This window comes from Haliea sp. E1-2-M8 (assembly GCF_030649675.1).
Classification (GTDB): Bacteria; Pseudomonadota; Gammaproteobacteria; order Pseudomonadales; family Halieaceae; genus Haliea.
Genome location: NZ_JAUTDR010000013.1, coordinates 138,604 through 156,799 on the forward strand (window position 1 = coordinate 138,604; position 18,196 = coordinate 156,799).

An 18,196-nucleotide genomic window follows, 5' to 3' on the forward strand; every position below is an offset into this window, starting at 1 on the left:
CCAATAGCGACCCGGGGCCGCGGTTAACTAATCCTGTCGAAACAGCGCCAGAAACTGCAGCAAGTCACCCTTGTCAGCCAGGCCACCGGACACCTGCAGGGTCCCGTCCGCCAGCGCCAGGGGGAGCCCGCGCTGGCCGCTCAGCAGATCCAGCCAGTCACTTGCGGTTACGGTTACCGTCAGGCTGCCGTCGTCTGGCACCGCAGGCAATGACTCGATGGCGGCAACCTGGTTGCGCACATGAATGGCATATTGTGCTCCCTGGTCGGGGAAGACAAACACCACACGCTGATCCACGCCGGCGCTGCGCGCCGGGTCGAGGCTCACCGCCATGCTTCGCAGCACCCCCGCTATGGGGAAGCCGCGGGCAAACTCCACCCGCTCTGCCGTGAGCGGTGAGGGTGCCACCGTCAGCCTGCCTTCCAGTTCCAGAGCCTCTGTCAGGTACCAGTTGCGGGCATTCGGATTCGGAGTCTGTGTAGCCAGGATACGCAGCGCCTGCGCCTTCAGGTCAGCCGCAATCGGGACAGAACCGGGATTCGCCGCCAGTACCAGATCGGTAAGCTCCGCCGCCCACTGGGGATCCTGTGCCAACCGGGCCTCGGCCTCTGCCAGCACCGCTGCCTCGCCGCCCGCCAGCGCCAGCAGCCGGCTGGCCCGGGTGGCAGCCGGGGTCGGGAACAGATTGCTGCTGTTGCCGTCGTACCATCCCAGGTACCCGGCATAGATCGCCCGCACCGACCAGGGCACGGTGCCGTAGAACGGCTGCAACCAGGGATGCGCGGCGAGGTCCGGCGGCAGCTCAATGCTGGCTGCCAGAGTCAGCGCGTCCAGGCCCTGGTTGATGCCGCGCACGGTCTGGTCGTGGACATACTGGATAGCGTCGCTGTATACCCGCAGGATCTCATCGACCCTGGCGGCGCCCGTCACCGGGCGCGTGTGGCTGGGCACCAGATGCTCGGCACCGAGCCCGCGCATGGCGCGCACGCTCTCTGCCCACTGCGTGACATCGCGATAGCGGGTACCGCGGATGGTGTAGAGGTTGGGGAACGCCTTGTACACATTGTCGCCGGGCAGCAGAACCTTCTCCTCCGGCAACCACACCAGAATCTGGTCATCGGTCTCCCCCGGGGCGTGCAGCAGCACCAGATGGCGGCCGGCGATGGTGACTTCGAGTCGGTCCTGAAAGGTGTGCGTGGGCTGCAACAGGCCGAACAGGTCGGTATCGGTTCCGGGCGTGTGCGCCAGCGCCGGGCCAATGCCGTCGTTGACGACAGCTTCGCCACCCTGCGCCAGGTAGTTGCCGAACATGCGGAAAGAGCGGGTTTCGATCACCGGGCGCAGCACGTTCATGATGCGCTCGATATGGGACCAGGTGGTAGCGTGGGCGTAGACCGGCACATCCCGCCCCTGGGCAAAGGCGGCGGCGCCGAAAATGTGATCGGTGTGATTGTGGGTATAGATAATGGCGGCGACCGGCTTGTCGGTAATGCGCTCAAACCCTGTCTTGACCGCCCGTGCGGCGGCCAGGGATTCCGTGGTATCGACAATGATGACGCCGTCATCACCCTCAATCAGGATGACATTGGCCAGCGCGTAGCCGATCGCCACATGGATCCCGGGCACGACCTCGACAATATCCTTTTGGAACTCGGCGCTGTGGGCCGCGAGGGCTTCGCTGGCCGGTGCCGCAGGCGGTGCGACAGGCGCCGGATCACCCCCGCAGGCAGACAGTGCCGCGGCACAGAGCGACGCCAACATGCGCGCGGCAGACCGACGGGACTCTGTGATGTACGCCTTCACCATGCCGGATTTGACCTTCGGGTATGTTTTTCATCGCCGGGGCATGTACCTTAACGATTCCGGCTGTGCAAAACAAGAACCCGTGGGTCAGTACAGCAGGCTATAGAGCTTGCGCTGGTACTCCACCGCCAGGGGGTCGCCCTTGCCGAGGCTGGCAACAATGTCGAGCAGGGTCTGCTTGCTGGAGCCGTCACCGTGCTGCAGATCCTGCCGGAGAATGGTGATCAGGTGCTCCAGCGCCTCGCGGTAATAGCCGGCGTTGGTGTACTGCACCGCCAGCTGATGACGCACATCGTGGTTGTCGGGTTCCGTCTGCAGGCGCTGCTCCAGGGCTTCTATTTCCGGTGAGCGGGCTGCCTCGCGTTGCAGTTTGGCCTGGGCCACCAGCTGCTCCCAGGCCGGGTCCTGATCCACCATCTTCACCGTGGCCAGGACACTGTCGGCATCATCCAGGCGATTGCATTCGACCAGGGCATGGGCGTAGGCCAGGGTGATGTCGTGGCGCTGGCGCGAATCCTCGAAGGCCTGCCGCAGCGGCGACAGGGCGGAGCTGAAATCACCCTCGGCCATGAACGCCTGCGCCTGCTGCAACAGGGCGTCCCAGGGTTTGGGCAGGTACTTTTCCAGCAGCTCGCGAACCTGCTGTTCGGACTGGGCGCCGACAAAGCCATCCACCGGCTGCCCGCCCTGCATGACCATCACCGTGGGCAGGCTGCGCACCCCGAACTGCTGGGTGATCATGGGCTGTTCGTCGGCGTTGACCTTGGCCAACAGGAACGCGCCGGCGTGTTCGTTGGCCAGCTTTTCCAGCAGCGGCATCAGGGTCTTGCAGGGGCCGCACCAGTCGGCCCAGAAATCCACCACCACGGGGCGCTGATGGGATTCCTCGATCAGCAGGGCCGCAGCGTTGCTCTCATCGATGTTGACAATGTAATCCGTCACGCCAGATTTTCCTCTTCTGTGGGAGCCCACTCTTTCTGTGGGAGCCCACTCTTCTGTGGGAGCCCACTCTTCTGTGGGAGCCCACTCTGTGGGCGATTGAAGTATCGCTCGCGGAGCGAGCTCCTACGGAGCCCACTCTGTGGGCGATTGAAGCATCGCTCGCGGAGCGAGCTCCTACATTACTCAAGCCGGGTGCTACAGCCCCAGCACGTCCTGCATATCGTAAAGGGCCGGCTCGCGTCCGGCCAGCCAGCCCGCGGCACGCACCGCGCCGCGGGCGAAGGACATGCGGCTGGACGCTTTGTGGGTGACCTCCACCCGCTCGCCGTCGCCCGCAAAGATCACCGTGTGGTCGCCGACAATATCGCCGGCGCGCACGGTGGCGAAACCGATGGTCTCCCGCTCACGGGCGCCGGTTTGGCCCTCGCGGCCATACACCGCCACCTCCGCCAGGTCGCGACCCAGGGCATTGGCGACGACGCCGCCCATGGCCAGGGCGGTGCCGGATGGGGCGTCGATCTTGTGGCGGTGGTGGGCCTCGACGATCTCGATATCCACGTCGTCACCGAGCACGCGCGCCGCCATGTCCAGGAGCTTGAAGCAGAGGTTGACGCCGGTACTGAAGTTGGAGGCCTTGCATACCGGGATGCGGGCGGCGGCACGATTGATCTCTTCGTCCTGACTGGCGCTGAATCCGGTTGTGCCGATAACCACCGCCTTGCCCGCGGTAACGCAGAGCGCCAGATTGGCCACGGTCGCCGCCGGTACGGTGAAGTCGATCAACACGTCGATAACATCGATCACCGCAGCCAGGTCGCTGCTGACAGTCACCCCGATCTTGCCCAGGCCTGCCAGCTCGCCGGCATCGGCGCCGAGCAGGCTGCTGGCGGACTGCTCCAGGGCAGCCGTCACCTCCAGGCCCGGGGTCTGGCCAATGGCCTCGATCAGGGTGCGCCCCATGCGACCGGCGGCGCCGGTAATCCCGACGCGTACAGTCATGGCTTCATGTCGTCAAAGAACGCCTTCACACCCTCGAACCAGCTGCTCTGGCGCGGGGACTGCGCGTTGCCACCCTGGCCGAGGCTTTCCTGGAACTCCTTCAGGAGCTCCTTCTGCTTCTTGGTGAGATTGACCGGTGTCTCCACCACCGCCCGGCACAGCAGGTCGCCCAGTGCGCCGCCGCGCACCGGCTTCACGCCCTTGCCGCGCAGGCGGAACAGCTTGCCGGTCTGTGTTTCCGCGGGAATCTTGAGTTTGACCCTACCGTCCAGGGTCGGCACTTCGAGTTCGCCCCCCAGCGCTGCCGCGACGAAGGTGATGGGAACTTCACAGTACAGATTCTTGCCGTCGCGTTCGAAGATGGGGTGCTGCCGCACCGACATCTGCACGAACAAATCCCCGGGGGGCCCGCCGTCCGGCCCCGCCTCCCCTTCACCGGAAAGGCGGATGCGGTCGCCTGTGTCCACGCCCGGCGGCACCTTGACCGAGAGGGTCTTGCTCTTTTCGACCCTGCCCTGACCCCGGCATTTGGGACAGGGGTCGGAAATCATCTTGCCGCGGCCGCGGCAGGTGGGACAGGTCTGCTGCACCTGGAAGAAACCCTGCTGCATCCGCACCTGTCCCAGACCGCCACAGGTAGAACAGGAGATCGGCGCACTGCCCTTGCGTGCGCCGGAGCCGTCGCATTCATCGCAGCCGGCCAGCGTGGGCACCTTGATCTCGACGGTGGTGCCGCGCACGGCGTCCTCGAGAGATATATCCAGGGTATAGCGCAGGTCGGAACCGCGCTGGGGGCCACCGCGACCGCGACCGCCACCCCCGAAAATGTCGCCGAACACGTCGCCAAAAATATCGCTGAAGCTGCCGCCACCAAAGCCGCCACCGCCCATGCCGTGATCAACCCCGGAATGGCCGAAGCGGTCGTAGGCGGCCCGCTTCTCGCTGTTCATCAGCACGTCGTAGGCTTCGGTGGCTTCCTTGAACTTCTCGTCCGCGTCCGGATCGTCCGGGTTGCGGTCCGGGTGGTACTTCATGGCCACCCGGCGATAGGCCTTCTTGATGTCCTTCTCATCGGCCGCTTTCTCGACCCCGAGCACTTCGTAGTAATCGCGTTTTGACATAGACAGTCTGGCGTTAAACCGCACCCTCGCAAATGACCACGCGGGCTCTTAAGTCCCGCGTGGTCGATGTTGACATCCGGGACGGCTGCCCGCCCCGTGTGACAGAAGTTTTATCGCTTACTTCTTGTCGTCGTTCACTTCCTCGAACTCCGCATCGACAGCGTCGTCGCCGCCCTGGGCCTGGTCACCACCGCTGTCACCAGGCGCCTCGTCCTGAGCCGCACCGGCCTGAGCCTGGTACATTTTCTGCGCGACCGGGCCGGTGGCCTCGGTCAGCTTGGTGGCCGCGGCGTCGATGGCATCCTTGTCGTTGGCCTTCAGCGCCTCTTCCGCCTGGGTAATGGCCGCCTCAATGGCTGCCTTCTCGTCCGCAGTGGCGTTGTCGCCCGCCTCTTCCAGGGTCTTGCGGGCCGCGTGCACCAGACCGTCCAGGGTGTTGCGGGCGCCGACCAGTTCCTCGAACTTCGCGTCCGCGTCGGCATTGACCTCGGCATCCGAGACCATCTGCTGGATTTCCTCCTCGCTCAGGCCGCCGGAAGCGGTGATCCGGATGGACTGCTCCTTGCCGGTCGCCTTGTCCTTGGCGGAGACGTTGAGAATGCCGTTGGCGTCCAGGTCGAAGGTCACCTCGATCTGCGGCAAGCCGCGCGGTGCCGGCGGGATATCCGCCAGGTCAAAACGCCCCAGGGACTTGTTCTGCGCCGCCTGCTTGCGCTCGCCCTGCACCACGTGAATGGTGACCGCGGTCTGGTTGTCGTCCGCCGTCGAGAACACCTGCGACTTCTTGGTCGGAATGGTGGTGTTCTTCTCGATCAGCGGCGTGGCGACGCCACCCATGGTCTCGATACCCAGGGTCAGGGGCGTCACGTCCAGCAGCAGCACGTCCTTGACATCGCCCGACAGCACCGCGCCCTGGATGGCTGCACCCATGGCTACCGCTTCGTCCGGGTTCACGTCCTTGCGCGGCTCCTTGCCGAAGAAGTCCGCGACCGCCTTCTGTACCATCGGCATGCGGGTCTGGCCGCCCACCAGGATCACGTCGTTGATCTCGCTGGGGCTCAGGCCCGCGTCCTGCAAGGCTACTTTCACCGGCGCCATGGAACGCTTGACCAGCTCCTCCACCAGCGACTCCAGCTTGGAGCGGGACAGCTTGACCACCAGGTGCTTGGGCCCGGTCGCATCGGCGGTGATATAAGGCAGGTTGACCTCGGTCTGCTGGCTGGAGGACAGTTCGATCTTGGCTTTCTCGGCCGCTTCCTTCAGACGCTGCAGGGCCAGCGGGTCGTTGTGCAGGTCGATGCCGCTTTCCTTCTTGAACTCCGCCGCCAGATACTCGATCAGGCGCATATCGAAATCCTCACCACCGAGGAAGGTGTCGCCATTGGTGGCCAGTACCTCGAACTGGTGCTCGCCGTCCACTTCGGCAATCTCGATGATGGAGATATCGAAGGTCCCGCCGCCGAGGTCGTACACCGCAATGGTGCGATCGCCCTTGGCCTTGTCCATGCCGTAGGCCAGCGCGGCCGCGGTGGGCTCGTTGATGATGCGCTTGACCTCCAACCCGGCGATGCGGCCGGCATCCTTGGTAGCCTGGCGCTGGGAGTCGTTGAAGTACGCCGGTACGGTGATCACCGCCTCGGTGACCGCCTCACCCAGGTACTCCTCGGCGGTGCGCTTCATTTTCCGCAGCACCTCTGCTGACACCTGTGGCGGCGCCATTTTTTCGGTCTTGGCCTGAACCCAGGCGTCGCCGTTGTCTGCTTCGATGATCTTGTAGGGGACCATCTTGATGTCTTTCTGCACCACATCGTCCTTGAACTTGCGCCCGATCAGGCGCTTGACGGCGTACAGGGTGTTGTGGGGGTTGGTGACCGACTGGCGCTTGGCGCTCTGGCCTACCAGGATCTCACCGTCTTCCGTGTAGGCGACGATGGAGGGCGTAGTGCGGTCACCCTCGGAATTCTCGATCACCCGCGCCTTGCCGCCTTCCAGCACGGCAACGCAGGAATTGGTGGTACCCAGGTCGATACCGATAATCTTGCCCATGTGTTCGTCTCCTTATGCGGGCCGGCACTGCCGGCCACCTTGACTCAGTTGTTCTGTATATTGGCCCTGAGCGAAAAAATTCAAGGGCCGGCCCTTCGCTTGTTACGGCGCCGACGGCGCCTTGCTCACCATCACCATGGCGGGGCGCACCAGCCTGGCGTTCAGGGTGTAGCCCTTTTGCATCACCGCGATCACCGTGTTGGGTTCGACATCAGGGTTTTCCACCAGGCTCATGGCCTGATGCAGCTGGGGGTCGAAGGGCTCGCCCTCGGGGTCAACGGGCTCGATGTTGAACTTGCGCAGGGCGTCGGTGAAGCTCTTCAGGGTCAGCTCCACGCCCTCGATGATCGGCTTCACCGTCTCGTCGTGACCCGCCGTTACCGCCAGCGTCCGCTCCAGGTTGTCGACCACCGGCAGCAGCTCCTTGCAGAAGGACTCCAGCGCGAATTTGCGCGACTTCTCCACATCCTGCTCGGCGCGGCGCTTGATGTTCTGGGCGTCGGCCTGGGCCCGCAGTGCGGCATCGCGGGCGGCGTTGAGATCCTCTTCCAGTTTCGCCATCAACTCCTCGGGGGTGAGTTCATTGTCACCCTGGGCGGCGCCGACATTTTCGGGCTCTGTGTCCGCGGTAGCCAGCCCGGGCGCCAGGGTCTCTTCAGTTTCGGGTTTGTTCTGCTCGCTCTCGGCCACGTCGCTACTCCATCAATGGCGGTTACGGATTGAGTGACGGACAGGACCACGCGGGCCGCCCGTCAGCTGCTTAACAGGGATATTGGGACTCAGGCTAGCTTTTCAAGGCCGGCAAACGCACGGTAGGAGCGCGGTCCCCGCGCGATCGCCCGCGGACAAGGTGAATGGCCGCGCAGCGGACAGAGTAGGAGCGCAGTCCCTGCGCGATCGCCCGCAGAGCGGGCTCCCACACCCAGAGCGGGCTCCCACACCCAGAGCGGGCTCCCGCCCGCAGAGCGGGCTCCCACACCCAGAGCGGGCTCCTACACCCAGAGCTGGCTCCCACACCCAGAGCGGGCTCCCACACCCAGAGCGGGCCCACAGCGGGTGCACTCAGTGGGACAGGGCGGAGCTCAGCATCCTGGCGGTGATGTCCACAACCGGAATGACCCGCTCGTAGGCCATGCGGGTGGGGCCGATCACCCCCAGCACGCCCAGGGTGCGGGCGCCGTCGGTGTAGGGAGCGGTGATCACACTGTAATCACCAAAGACCTCGAAGCCCGCCTCCTCGCCAATGAAAATCTGCACGCCATTGGCCTTGGAGCAGCGCTCAAGCAGGTGCAGCAGGTCTTTTTTCCGCTCGAATGCGTCAAACAATTCCCGCAGGCGGCTGAGATCCTCCGGACTGACATTGCCCAATAGCCGCGACTCCCCCGCCACCAGGTACTCGTCCTCGGGTTCGTCCTGGTCCAGCGCCTTGCTGGCCAGATCCAGGGCCGCCTGCAGGTAGCTGTCGATCCGGCTGCGCGCCTCCTGCATTTCCCGCAGGATCTGGCTCTGGACCCGGCTCAGGGGCTGGCCGGCGAAACGCTGGTTGACCAGGGCCGCGGCCTCCCTCAGCTCAGCTTCGGTGAAGGGGCGCTGGGTGTGGATGATACGGTTTTGCACCTCGCGCTCATTGACCACCAGAATGACCAGCACCCGGTTCCCGGACAGGGGCAGGAACTCCACCTGGCGCAACTGGTGGGTGTCGGGGCGCGGCACGGTCACCAGCCCGGCCTGGGCGGTGATGGCTGAGAGCAGGGAGGACGCCGTCTGCACCAGCTCGGTCGCGGATTTGTCGGGGTTGAGCTGCTCGCGCAGGGCGCTGACTGCGTGCTCGTCAATGGGCTGCATCTGTAGCAGGCGGTCGACGAACAGGCGGTAACCCTGGGCAGTGGGCACCCGGCCGGCGGAGGTGTGGGGGGAATGCAGCAGCCCGCGCTCCTCCAGGTCCGACATCACATTGCGGATGGTGGCGGCGCTGACCGGCAAGCCGGCCTCCTCGAGCAGGGTTTGCGACCCCACCGGCTGGCCATCGCGGATGTGGCGCTCCACCAGGGCCTTGAGGATTATCCGCGCGCGTTCTGACAGGTCCGCCGAGCTCATACTGTCCCCAATGTTGATACCTGTCTTGGTTGTATCACAGGGAAGCTTTAATACAAAGCTGTGACCGCAATGGATGTTTATACAGTGCCGGATCTGCGGTATAACAGGGCAAATCCTGCAGCGGCCAGCCATGCTCACCCATATCAGCATCAACCAGTACACCATCGTCGACGCCCTGGACATGGAGTTCCGGGGCGGCATGACAGTCATCACCGGGGAAACCGGCGCCGGCAAGTCGATCATGCTCGACGCCCTGGGGCTGTGCCTGGGGGACCGGGCGGACCCCAAGGCAGTGCGCACGGGCAGTGAGCGGGCGGAGGTGACCGCCGGCTTCGACATCAGAAACAACCCGCAGGCCACGGCCTGGCTGCGCGCCCGGGACCTCCATCATGGCGACGAGTGTCTGCTGCGGCGGGTAGTCACCGGCGAGGGCCGCTCCCGCGCGTACATCAATGGCAGCGCCTCGACGGTGCAGGATTGCGCGGAACTGGGCGAGCTGCTGATCGACATCCACAGCCAGCATGCCCACCAGTCCCTGCTGCGCAAGCCGGTGCAGAGGGAAATGCTGGACAACTTTGCCGGACACACGGCGCTCGCGCGCAACGTGGAGCAGACCGCCTCGGAGTGGCTGCGCGGCGGGCGTGAACTCGCCCTGCTGACCAGCAGCCGCGACCAACAGGGTGCCCGCGCCCAGCTGCTGGCCTACCAGGTGGAGGAACTGGAGGCGCTGGACCTGCGCGAGGGCGAGCTGGAGGCACTGGAACGGGACCAGACCCAGCTGGCCAACGCCGAGGAAATACTGCAGGGCGCACACCAGGCCCTGGAGCTGTGCGAGGGGCAGGCCGGCGGCGCCCGCCACGCGCTGCAGCTGATCCGCGGCGCCACCGGGGCCAGCAAAGTGGCGGACAATGCCCGCGAACTGCTGGAATCGGCGGCAATCCAGCTGGAGGAGGCCCAAAGCGAAATTCAGCGCTATATCGACTCCGTGGAGATCGACCCGGAGCGGCTGGCGGAGGTGGAGAAACGCCTGGAGCAAATCCACGACATCGCCCGCAAACATCGCATCAAGCCACCTCAGTTACCCGAGTTCCAGGCCGGTCTGCAGGAGGAGCTGGCGGGTCTGGCCCACGGCGGCCAGCGCATCGAAGAGCTGCAGGCAGAGCTGGCACAGCTGGAACAGCGCTACCGCACAGACGCCGTCACTCTGGGCAAGCAGCGGGCCAAGGCTGCGAAGTCCCTGGTGAGCAAGGCCACCACCGTGCTCAGGACCCTGGCGATGGACGACTGCCGGTTCGAGATTGCCCTCTCTACCAGGGACAGCAAGGACCCCCACCCCCAGGGCGCGGAGGATGTCGAGTTCCTGATCAGCACCAACCCCGGCGCGGCGCCGCAGCCACTGGCCAAGATCGCCTCCGGCGGTGAACTGTCCCGGATCAGCCTCGCCATACAGGTGGTGACCGCCAGCGGCGGCACCCTGCCCAGCATGGTGTTTGATGAGGTGGACGTGGGGATAGGCGGCGCCGTGGCCGAAGTGGTCGGTCGCCTGCTGCGTTCGCTGGCGCAGGATACCCAGGTTCTGTGCGTGACCCACCTGGCCCAGGTTGCCTCCCAGGGCCACCAGCACCTGCAGGTGAGCAAAACCTCCGACAAGACCGCGGCCTGGACCCGCATGGCGCCGCTGGCGGGAGACGAGCGCACCCGCGAAATTGCGCGCATGCTCGGCGGGGTCAAGATTACCGAGCAGTCCCTGGCCCACGCCCGTGAGATGCTGGCGGACGCCGCCCAGGCCTGAGCAAGGTTCAGCCCGCGGGCGAGCTGCCGCCGCGAGACTTGCCGATGTTCGTCCGCACCCGCAGCTCGCGAAACACCACCGCGTTGTGGTCCGAATTGTCCATTTCCGGCTCGCCATCCAGTTCCAGGTTGGGGAAGCGCCGGAACAGTTCGACCATGGTGAGGTACAGCTGGCGCTTGGCCATGGCCGCGCCGATGCAGTAGCGCGGGCCGTAGCCGAACAGCACATCGGGATCGAACTTGCGCTTGACGTCGAAGCGTTCGGGGTGGTCGTAGTACTCCGGGTCGTGGTCCTTCAGGTGCGGCATCATCAACACCATCTGGCCCTTGCGTACCTGCTGCCCCAGCACCTCCATGTCTTCGGGCGCGTAACGCGCAAAGCCCATCTTCGAGGACAGAGACCAGCGCATGATTTCGCTGAACGCATTGGAGAAAGCGTCCGGCGACTCCAGTGCCGCGGGAATCTGGTCCGGGTGCTTGAGCAGGGAGTAAAGCGTCCACTGCTGGGCGACGAGGGTGGTATCCGCGCCCGCGCCAATCAGCGCCAGCACCAGGGTGATGATGTCCCATTCGCCGAAGTTGTCGTTTTCCGCTTCGATCTTCAGCAGCACGCTGAGAAAGTCATCCTCGCCCGGGTTGGCGCGGCGCTCGGCGATCACCCGCTGCAGGATCTCGATGGCGCGGTTGCTGTCCTGCCGCGCCGCTTCCCGGCGCTCGTCGCTGATGGTCGGGTTCCAGGCCTCGGTGAAGGTGAGCACCACCTGTTTGATCTCCGGCCAGTATTTCTCGGGCAAGCCCACCATGCGGCTGATGGAAATGAAGGGGATGTGGTTGGCCACCTTGTCGATATAGTCAAAGCTCTCGAGGTCGCCCAGCGCATCGATCAGCTTCACCACATCGGGCTTGATCCGACGCTGAATCTCATCCACCACGTTGCGGGAAAACGCCGGCGACACCACGCGTCGCACCAGCCGGTGATGGTCATGGTCCGCCAGCAGGCTGTGGCCGATCATCGCCCGCTCGAAATTGCTCCACTTGTCTTCCGGCGGCCGCGGCGGGGCAAATTCCCAGTCGTAGAAGTCGGAGGACAGGTATTCGTTGCGCCAGCACTCCATGATGTCCGGCATGCGGGTCATGATCCATGCCTGCCAGGGCTCATACCAGACCAGCCGCCCGCGCCGCGCCAGGGCGAGGAACTGGGACACCGGGTCCTTCAGGTATTCGGGGGAAGCCGGGTTGAACAGCGCCTCAATGGGCTGTTGGGATTCGATGGCGGCCTGCATGGTCCTGCTCCTGTGCCAGCGCGGGCACTAAACTATACATTTGTGCATATTTGCACACAAATGCAGTTTCCGCCAGAAGGTCGTGCAGTGCGGCCGGAAGTCAGTCCTCGTCGTTGCGCTTGCGCACGTACAGCACCAGCGAGTGGTCGACAATGTCGTAGCCGTGTTCGCGGGCGATTTCCTGTTGCCGCCGCTCAATCACCGGGTCATTGAACTCGATCACCGCGCCGCTGGACACGCAGACCATGTGGTCGTGGTGGTGGCCTGTATCGAGCTCGAACACCGAGTGGCCGGTCTCGAAGTTGTGGCGGCTTACCAGGCCTGCAGTCTCGAACTGGGTCAGTACCCGATAGACGGTGGCCAATCCGACATCTTCGCCGGCATCGCGCAGTTTCTGGTAGACATCCTCGGCACTCAGATGCTGGGTGGTCTCACCGGTGGCTTCCAGAATCTGCAGGATCTTGACCCGTGGCAAGGTCACCTTGAGACCGGCGTTGCGCAACTCCTGATTATCGACAGGCATGATGGAAGGGGTTCTCTGTGCTGGTCAGGACGGGTATCATGCCACTCCATCCTCTCAAGTGGAAGTTCAAGCCCATGCGCAGCATTTTCCTGGCAGCGGCACTGGCCATGCTCACCGCCTGCGGCAACTTCGGATTCCCCGGGGTCTACCGCATTGACGTCGAGCAGGGCAATATCGTCACCCAGGACATGGTAGACCAACTCAAGCCCGGCATGAATCAGCGCCAGGTGCGTTTCATAATGGGAACCCCCCTGCTGGAAGACTCCTTCAACCGCACGCGCTGGGACTACCCCTACGTCATTCGCAACGGCACCAAGGTTATCCGCGAGGCCACTGTCACCATGCATTTCGACGGCGACAGCCTGGTTAACGTCAGCGGCGATTACCTGCCGACCTGGGCGGCGAACCAGGTACCCTGACACGCTGCTAGCCCTCTGCTTCCTCCTGCCGGCGCTCCTTGACCCGCGCCGCCCGCGCCTTGCGCACTTCCTTGGGATCCGCTTTCAGAGGCCGGTAGATCTCCACCCGGTCTCCTTCCTGCAACACCTGGTCCGCCGCGACCAGCTTGCCAAAAATACCCAGGCGGGCGTTCTCCAGGTCCAGACTCTCGAAGCGCTCGGCTATCCCTGAGCGCTGGGCCGCCTGCAACGCGGTAGTGCCGGGGAGCACCTGCAGGGGAATGATCGCCTGCCGCTCCGGCAGGGCGAAGGCCACTTCCACATGAATGGTCTGTTCATCGGTCATTTGTCTACCCATAGAGCTGTCTGGCGCGCCGGCCGAGGGCGTCCACCAGATTGTTGGTCACACGGTCGAACAGGCGCCCCACCGCCGCACCCACCAGCAGGTTGCTGATGGTGAACTCGAGATGCAGGCTCACCTTGCAGGCGTTTTCGGCCAGCCCGCGGAACTCCCAGCGCCCCTGAAAATAGTCGAAAGGACCGTCCAGCAGTTCCAGGGTAATGATTTCCGGAGCCTGCAGCCGGTTGCGCGTGCTGAAGCTCTGGCTGATGCCGCCCCGGGACAACCGCAGTCGCGCATCCACCAGATCCTCCTCCCGGCGCAGAACCTCGGCACCGGTGCAACCCTCCATGTACTGGGGGTAGGCTTCGATATCGTTGACCAGGTCGAACAGCAGCCGGTCGCGGTAGGGCAGCAAGGCGTGGCGATGGATTATCGTCATCGTAGTCTCAATCAATGGCGCGATGCTGTACTCAGTAAGTGAGCAGCGCACCCAGCATCACCAGCAGGATGGCCGGCGGCGCAATATACCTCAACAGGAAGTACCAAAGCGAAAAAAACAGGTTGCTCTCCCGGTACAGATGCGCCCGCAGCAGCGGCCGGCGCAGCCCCCAGCCAACCAGGATGGTCGTGCCCAGCGCCACCAGAGGCAGCAGCAGGCCACCGGCCAGGCGATCCAGCAGGCGGAACAGGTCGATCCCGCCCTCGCCGCTGCTGCTGTCCAGGGTGACTGCGGCAGCGTAGGCCAGCAGCCAGACCAGCGCACCGACAATGGCTACCGCAGTCACCCGACGCAGGCCAAAGCGCTGTTTCACCGCCCCGACCACGGGTTCCAGAATCGCGACACAGGACCCCAGCGCCACCAGGGCCATCAGCAGGAAAAACAGGGTCCCAAAAATTTCGCCGTCCATGATATTGCCGAAAGCATGGGGCATGCTGATGAACATCAGGCCCGGGCCCATGGCGGGCACCAGGTTGTAGGCAAACACCAGCGGGAAAATCGCCAGACCCATGGCCAGCGCCACCAGGGTGTCGAATACCGCCACCGCGATGACCGAGCGCCCGATCGGCACCCTCACCGGTGCGTAGCTGCCAAAACTGATGCCTGTGCCAACCCCGACACCCAGGGTGAAAAAGGCCTGCCCCAGGGCCATCAGCAGGGCATCGCGGTTAAAGTCCAGCCATTGCACGGAGAACAGGAATTTGCCGGCCGCAATGAGATCGCCGTTAGTAATACTGTACTGAACCAGCAGGACAAGGCTGGCCAGCAGGGTGGGCACCAGCAGCCAGGCGAGCAGACCGATGCCCCGGCGCACGCCGGCGGCGACCACTGTCAGCACCAGCAACAGGAACAGGGACTGCCACAGCAGCATGCGCCCGGCATCGGCCACCAGCTCGGCAAAATACTGGCCGGCGTTGAGCACACTGGCGGCGCTGAAGCTGCCGCTGTACATGGCGCGGGCGTACACCAGGGACCAGCCGGCGACGACCACGTAGAGAGCCAGCAGCATCACCCCTGCCAGGCAGGCCAACCAGGGCAGAAGGCGCCAGGCGGGGGCGCAGTGGGACCGCTCCACCGCGTGCGCCACCGACTCCACCACACTGCCCCGCCCCTGGGTACCCAGCACCAGCTCGGCAATCAGTATCGGTACCGCCAGAAGCGCCAGGAAAACCACATAGGCGATCACAAAAGGCGCCCCGCCATACTCACCGCTGAGGTAGGAAAAGCGCCAGATGCTGCCCATGCCCACTGCGGCGGCGGCCAGGGACAGCACGAAGGTCATGCGCGACCGCCACTCCCCCAGTGGATTCAGGGTCGCCCCCGTCATTGCAAAAACTGACCTTTTATCATGCAGTTAGAGTGCCCGACGCCCTCGCTCATGAAAAGGGCCAAATTCACGTTTCAGGGCGCGGGCTTGTCCGTATAATGCGCGCCATGAGCAAGAAGAAGCCCGGCAACAACGACAACGTCATCGCGCGCAACAAACGTGCGTCTTTTGACTTTCAGCTCCTGGAAAGCTTCGAGGCGGGCGTAGCCCTGGAAGGCTGGGAGGTAAAGAGCCTGCGCATGGGCAAGGCGCAGCTCACGGATTCCTACGTGCTGATGAAAGACGGCGAAGCCTGGCTGCTGGGCGTCCAGATCACGCCGCTGGACACTGTCTCCACCCACTTTATCAGCGACCCCACCCGCACCCGCCGCCTGCTGCTGCACCGCAAGGAGCTGGCGAAGATCCTGACCGCCGTTTCCCAGAAAGGGCTGACCTGCGTCTGCACCCAGCTGTACTGGAAGGGCCATCTGGTCAAGGCCCGCATCGCCCTGGCCGAGGGCAAGAAGAGCCACGACAAGCGCGATACAGAGAAAGAGCGCGACTGGGACCGGCAGAAGCAGCGGATCATCCGCGACAACGTCAAGCAGTAGGCCCCCTAGGGCAGCGACTGCGGCAGCGGCACCCCGAGTTGTGCCGCCAGCGGCGCCAGATCCTCCATGATGGTCGGGTACAGGACCACACCGGCCGCCAACTGTTCCCGGCGCTGCTCCCAGGCGCGCTGGCCCGGCAAGCGCGCCTGCGGTGCACCCTCGGCGACAGCACTGGTCATCACCAGATTCTGCAGGGCGTGAATTTGCTGCCTGAACCCCGGCAGGGGACCAAAGGCCGCCGGGTCGATCAGCTGCAGGAACACGGAGTTGGCCTCCCCGTCACCGGCAGCGTCGGGATCCGCGCGCCCGTAGCCCCCCAGAGCCATGCTGAGTACTTCCGTGGCCGCCGACAGCGCCGCACCCTTGTAGCCATGACCGGCGCCGCCGATGGGCATGATGCTGCCGGGCGGCGGGCCCGCCAGGGCGCGGGGATCGTCCGTCACCTTGCCATTGGCATCCTTGAGGCAGGGTTCCGGCATGCGGCTGCCCTCCCGCAGCGCACGCGCAACGTAGCCGCCCGCGGTGATGGACATGCTGATATCGAACAGCAGCGGATATTCATTGCCCGGGGCGGCCATGGCAATGGGGTTGGCAGAAAACACCGGGTCAATGCCGCCGTGGGCGCTGACCGTATGCTCCGCGGGCGTCGAACAGGTCATGACGGCCATGTAGCCCGCCTCCACCACCTTCGGCAGATAGGCGGCAAGACAGGCAATATGCTGGCTGCGGCGCAGAGTGGCAGTCACTACCCCGTACTCGGGCAGGCGGGCCAGAGCCGTATCCACCGCCTGGCTGACCACCCAGGGGCCGGGCAGAAACCCCGCGTCCCAGTTAAACAGGGCGCCGCGGTCTACCAGCACCTCCGGGTCCCCGACGCTGCGGCTCTCGCCGCTCAGCAGCCAGCGCACATTATGTGCGACCCGGTTCATGCCGTGGGTCGTGAACCCCAGCAAATCCGCCTCCAGCAGCACCTCCGCCATCACCCTGGCGCGGTCCTCGGCCAGCCCCGCGGCCACGAACAGCCGGGTGGAGAACTGCTGGAGGTCGGTGTGGTCATAACAGACAGACATGGAGGCTCCTTGCAAATGGGAAAACAGCGGGTACAGTACTGATACTGAACTTCTGCAAAAAACACAGTCTAACACTGTGCAATTGAGGTACAATTGCGAAGTCACACTGGGGGCGATACGGATTCGACGACGGTAGCGAACCCTGAGGTGCATGCCGTGATGGTAGCCAATCACGTTAATCCAAAGCTGCAAACTATTAGTTGCCAACGACGACAACTACGGTGCCCAACTGGCTGCGTAAGCAGCCCGTGAAGCACCAACTAGTGGCTTCGGCCCTAGCGGTCTTTAGCAAGGTGCCAGTACCGCGCTACTGACTGTCATATAGAACTGGATCGCTGAGAAGCCCGCCTGAGGTGGATCTGCTAAAACTTATTCAGGCTCGCCAATTACGTCCTGCCCGTTGGGCTGTATGAGGCTAAATTAATTAACGGAAACTAAGCATGTAGAGCCGAAGGCAGAGTACTGGCGGACGCGGGTTCAACTCCCGCCGCCTCCACCAATCACACATCCAGCACCATCCTGGAACGTCACTAAGGCCCTGAGATTCAGGGCTTTTTTGTTTATACTGCGTCTCAGCTTAGTCATTTCCGCGGCCTTGGTGGAACTCAACCGCACCACCTGGTCCCCGCATTGGCCATCAAATCCAATCAAAATCTCCGCGGAGACGCTTTTCGGTTATAACCAGGCGCAAGCAATCAACACGCGTGAATATAAGGCGCCGCATCACCCCAGCCACGCCTGCACCTGCGGCACAACTATGGCGACAACGAGAATGCCGAGCATCCATGTATGGAGGTACTGTGTTCGTTCCATTTTGCCAAAACGTCCTTCGAATCTTGCGATTTGATCAGAAAAGCACCCAAAGAACTTCGCACCCTGCTCCGCAAAACGCTTGTCAAACTTCGCATCCTGCTGCGCAAACCGCGCATCCAGCTTGGCGTCCAGCACCGCCTCGAAGTGGTCCTTCGTCAGGATGTTCTCCGCATAAAATCCGAACGCTTCCGCCATAAGCTCCGCCTGCGCATCAGCCTGGGGCTACGGTACGCCGGCATCTCTCAACCTGCGGGCATACCTGAGCGATTCAAACGCCAATGTGGTCATGATAGCTCTCCTGCGGACGCTGGCAAGGGCCTGCTCCTTGCCGAGACCACAGCATGCCAAATCCAGGGCCACAGTGGTACATCAAAACCGACCAACTTTGCGCACCGCCGCCAACGTCGCCTCTACCACCACATCCTCGCTGAGAGCCTCTTCCACCACCCGGCGCCCGTCTGCACCCATCCTGGCGCGATCCCCTCTGTGTCAACATTGTTGCCCCACCAATAGGTATAATACAGAGGGCGTGGAGTTGACCAATGGCAAGA

17 protein-coding genes and 1 other RNA gene are annotated in these 18,196 nt (G+C 63.9%); 4 read left to right on the forward strand and 14 right to left on the reverse strand.

The genetic code is table 11. The annotated features are described in order from the left end of the window. Nucleotides 1–27 precede the first annotated feature (27 nt). The 7 genes from Q6D67_RS12815 to hrcA all read right to left on the reverse strand — a co-directional run bounded on the left by Q6D67_RS12815 (nucleotide 28) and on the right by hrcA (nucleotide 9,008). Entirely contained in the window at nucleotides 28–1,806 is a 1,779-nt protein-coding gene (locus tag Q6D67_RS12815; protein ID WP_304706013.1) for an alkyl sulfatase dimerization domain-containing protein, read from the reverse strand. An 84-nt stretch (nucleotides 1,807–1,890) separates the two neighbouring features. Beyond that, a complete protein-coding gene (trxA, locus tag Q6D67_RS12820; RefSeq protein ID WP_304706014.1) occupies nucleotides 1,891–2,745 on the reverse strand; it encodes a thioredoxin in 855 nt (284 codons plus the stop codon). 195 nt (nucleotides 2,746–2,940) lie between these two features. Beyond that, entirely contained in the window at nucleotides 2,941–3,744 is an 804-nt protein-coding gene (dapB, locus tag Q6D67_RS12825) for a 4-hydroxy-tetrahydrodipicolinate reductase (protein WP_304706015.1), read from the reverse strand. Then, nucleotides 3,741–4,865, reverse strand: coding sequence for a molecular chaperone DnaJ (dnaJ, locus tag Q6D67_RS12830; protein ID WP_304706016.1), 1,125 nt, complete (start codon nucleotides 4,863–4,865; stop codon nucleotides 3,741–3,743). The genes dapB and dnaJ overlap by 4 nt, the downstream gene beginning before the upstream one ends. Nucleotides 4,866–4,982: 117 nt before the next feature. Further along, entirely contained in the window at nucleotides 4,983–6,911 is a 1,929-nt protein-coding gene (dnaK, locus tag Q6D67_RS12835) for a molecular chaperone DnaK (RefSeq protein WP_304706017.1), read from the reverse strand. A gap of 102 nt (nucleotides 6,912–7,013) precedes the next feature. Continuing rightward, nucleotides 7,014–7,601: a nucleotide exchange factor GrpE gene (grpE, locus tag Q6D67_RS12840; RefSeq protein ID WP_304706018.1), complete on the reverse strand. Its 588-nt coding sequence runs from the start codon at nucleotides 7,599–7,601 to the stop codon at nucleotides 7,014–7,016. 372 nt (nucleotides 7,602–7,973) lie between these two features. Then, the gene (hrcA, locus tag Q6D67_RS12845; RefSeq protein ID WP_304706019.1) at nucleotides 7,974–9,008 is read right to left on the reverse strand and encodes a heat-inducible transcriptional repressor HrcA; all 1,035 of its coding nucleotides are present in this window, start codon (nucleotides 9,006–9,008) and stop codon (nucleotides 7,974–7,976) included. A gap of 130 nt (nucleotides 9,009–9,138) precedes the next feature. On the opposite strand from hrcA, the gene recN reads away from it, so the two are divergent. Next, entirely contained in the window at nucleotides 9,139–10,800 is a 1,662-nt protein-coding gene (gene recN / locus Q6D67_RS12850) for a DNA repair protein RecN (protein ID WP_304706020.1), read from the forward strand. A gap of 7 nt (nucleotides 10,801–10,807) precedes the next feature. Here recN and Q6D67_RS12855 read toward each other — a convergent pair whose 3' ends face one another. Beyond that, nucleotides 10,808–12,082 (reverse strand): cytochrome P450, encoded by a 1,275-nt coding sequence (locus Q6D67_RS12855; protein ID WP_304706021.1) that lies wholly within the window; start codon nucleotides 12,080–12,082, stop codon nucleotides 10,808–10,810. Nucleotides 12,083–12,182: 100 nt separating this feature from the next. Continuing rightward, on the reverse strand, nucleotides 12,183–12,605 hold the full coding sequence (gene fur, locus Q6D67_RS12860) for a ferric iron uptake transcriptional regulator (RefSeq protein WP_304706022.1): 423 nt from the start codon (nucleotides 12,603–12,605) through the stop codon (nucleotides 12,183–12,185). Between the two features lie 38 nt (nucleotides 12,606–12,643). On the opposite strand from fur, the gene Q6D67_RS12865 reads away from it, so the two are divergent. Then, nucleotides 12,644–13,024, forward strand: coding sequence for an outer membrane protein assembly factor BamE (locus tag Q6D67_RS12865; protein WP_304706023.1), 381 nt, complete (start codon nucleotides 12,644–12,646; stop codon nucleotides 13,022–13,024). Nucleotides 13,025–13,031: 7 nt separating this feature from the next. Here the strand turns inward: Q6D67_RS12865 and Q6D67_RS12870 are convergent, their stop codons facing one another. From Q6D67_RS12870 to Q6D67_RS12880, 3 genes are read right to left on the reverse strand one after another with little or no spacing between them, the layout of a single operon-like run. Beyond that, nucleotides 13,032–13,349 carry an RnfH family protein gene (locus tag Q6D67_RS12870; protein ID WP_304706024.1) on the reverse strand — a complete coding sequence of 106 codons (318 nt, stop codon included), beginning with the start codon at nucleotides 13,347–13,349 and terminating at the stop codon, nucleotides 13,032–13,034. Nucleotides 13,350–13,353: 4 nt separating this feature from the next. After that, a complete protein-coding gene (locus tag Q6D67_RS12875; protein ID WP_304706025.1) occupies nucleotides 13,354–13,785 on the reverse strand; it encodes a type II toxin-antitoxin system RatA family toxin in 432 nt (143 codons plus the stop codon). Between the two features lie 31 nt (nucleotides 13,786–13,816). Next, nucleotides 13,817–15,172 carry a sodium-dependent transporter gene (locus Q6D67_RS12880; RefSeq protein WP_304706026.1) on the reverse strand — a complete coding sequence of 452 codons (1,356 nt, stop codon included), beginning with the start codon at nucleotides 15,170–15,172 and terminating at the stop codon, nucleotides 13,817–13,819. Between the two features lie 107 nt (nucleotides 15,173–15,279). Between Q6D67_RS12880 and smpB the strand changes: the two genes are divergently transcribed. Next, a complete protein-coding gene (gene smpB / locus Q6D67_RS12885) occupies nucleotides 15,280–15,762 on the forward strand; it encodes an SsrA-binding protein SmpB (protein ID WP_304706027.1) in 483 nt (160 codons plus the stop codon). A 5-nt stretch (nucleotides 15,763–15,767) separates the two neighbouring features. Here smpB and Q6D67_RS12890 read toward each other — a convergent pair whose 3' ends face one another. Continuing rightward, nucleotides 15,768–16,832 carry an Ldh family oxidoreductase gene (locus Q6D67_RS12890; protein WP_304706028.1) on the reverse strand — a complete coding sequence of 355 codons (1,065 nt, stop codon included), beginning with the start codon at nucleotides 16,830–16,832 and terminating at the stop codon, nucleotides 15,768–15,770. 108 nt (nucleotides 16,833–16,940) lie between these two features. On the opposite strand from Q6D67_RS12890, the gene ssrA reads away from it, so the two are divergent. Beyond that, nucleotides 16,941–17,331: a transfer-messenger RNA gene (gene ssrA, locus Q6D67_RS12895) on the forward strand. Nucleotides 17,332–17,555: 224 nt separating this feature from the next. Here ssrA and Q6D67_RS12900 read toward each other — a convergent pair. Then, nucleotides 17,556–17,840 carry a hypothetical protein gene (locus Q6D67_RS12900; protein ID WP_304706029.1) on the reverse strand — a complete coding sequence of 95 codons (285 nt, stop codon included), beginning with the start codon at nucleotides 17,838–17,840 and terminating at the stop codon, nucleotides 17,556–17,558. Nucleotides 17,841–18,196: the final 356 nt, after the last annotated feature.

Excerpts from the sequence above, each read along its gene's own strand:
- Q6D67_RS12865 (WP_304706023.1), top strand. The coding sequence starts at position 12,644 with ATGCCACTCCATCCTCTCAAGTGGAAGTTCAAGCCCATGCGCAGCATT.
- Q6D67_RS12855 (WP_304706021.1), bottom strand. The coding sequence starts at position 12,082 with ATGCAGGCCGCCATCGAATCCCAACAGCCCATTGAGGCGCTGTTCAAC.
- dnaJ (WP_304706016.1), bottom strand. The coding sequence starts at position 4,865 with ATGTCAAAACGCGATTACTACGAAGTGCTCGGGGTCGAGAAAGCGGCC.
- Q6D67_RS12900 (WP_304706029.1), bottom strand. The coding sequence starts at position 17,840 with ATGGCGGAAGCGTTCGGATTTTATGCGGAGAACATCCTGACGAAGGAC.
- recN (WP_304706020.1), top strand. The coding sequence starts at position 9,139 with ATGCTCACCCATATCAGCATCAACCAGTACACCATCGTCGACGCCCTG.
- Q6D67_RS12890 (WP_304706028.1), bottom strand. The coding sequence starts at position 16,832 with ATGTCTGTCTGTTATGACCACACCGACCTCCAGCAGTTCTCCACCCGG.
- dnaK (WP_304706017.1), bottom strand. The coding sequence starts at position 6,911 with ATGGGCAAGATTATCGGTATCGACCTGGGTACCACCAATTCCTGCGTT.
- Q6D67_RS12875 (WP_304706025.1), bottom strand. The coding sequence starts at position 13,785 with ATGACGATAATCCATCGCCACGCCTTGCTGCCCTACCGCGACCGGCTG.
- smpB (WP_304706027.1), top strand. The coding sequence starts at position 15,280 with ATGAGCAAGAAGAAGCCCGGCAACAACGACAACGTCATCGCGCGCAAC.
- dapB (WP_304706015.1), bottom strand. The coding sequence starts at position 3,744 with ATGACTGTACGCGTCGGGATTACCGGCGCCGCCGGTCGCATGGGGCGC.
- Q6D67_RS12880 (WP_304706026.1), bottom strand. The coding sequence starts at position 15,172 with ATGACGGGGGCGACCCTGAATCCACTGGGGGAGTGGCGGTCGCGCATG.
- Q6D67_RS12815 (WP_304706013.1), bottom strand. The coding sequence starts at position 1,806 with ATGGTGAAGGCGTACATCACAGAGTCCCGTCGGTCTGCCGCGCGCATG.
- Q6D67_RS12870 (WP_304706024.1), bottom strand. The coding sequence starts at position 13,349 with ATGACCGATGAACAGACCATTCATGTGGAAGTGGCCTTCGCCCTGCCG.
- hrcA (WP_304706019.1), bottom strand. The coding sequence starts at position 9,008 with ATGAGCTCGGCGGACCTGTCAGAACGCGCGCGGATAATCCTCAAGGCC.
- fur (WP_304706022.1), bottom strand. The coding sequence starts at position 12,605 with ATGCCTGTCGATAATCAGGAGTTGCGCAACGCCGGTCTCAAGGTGACC.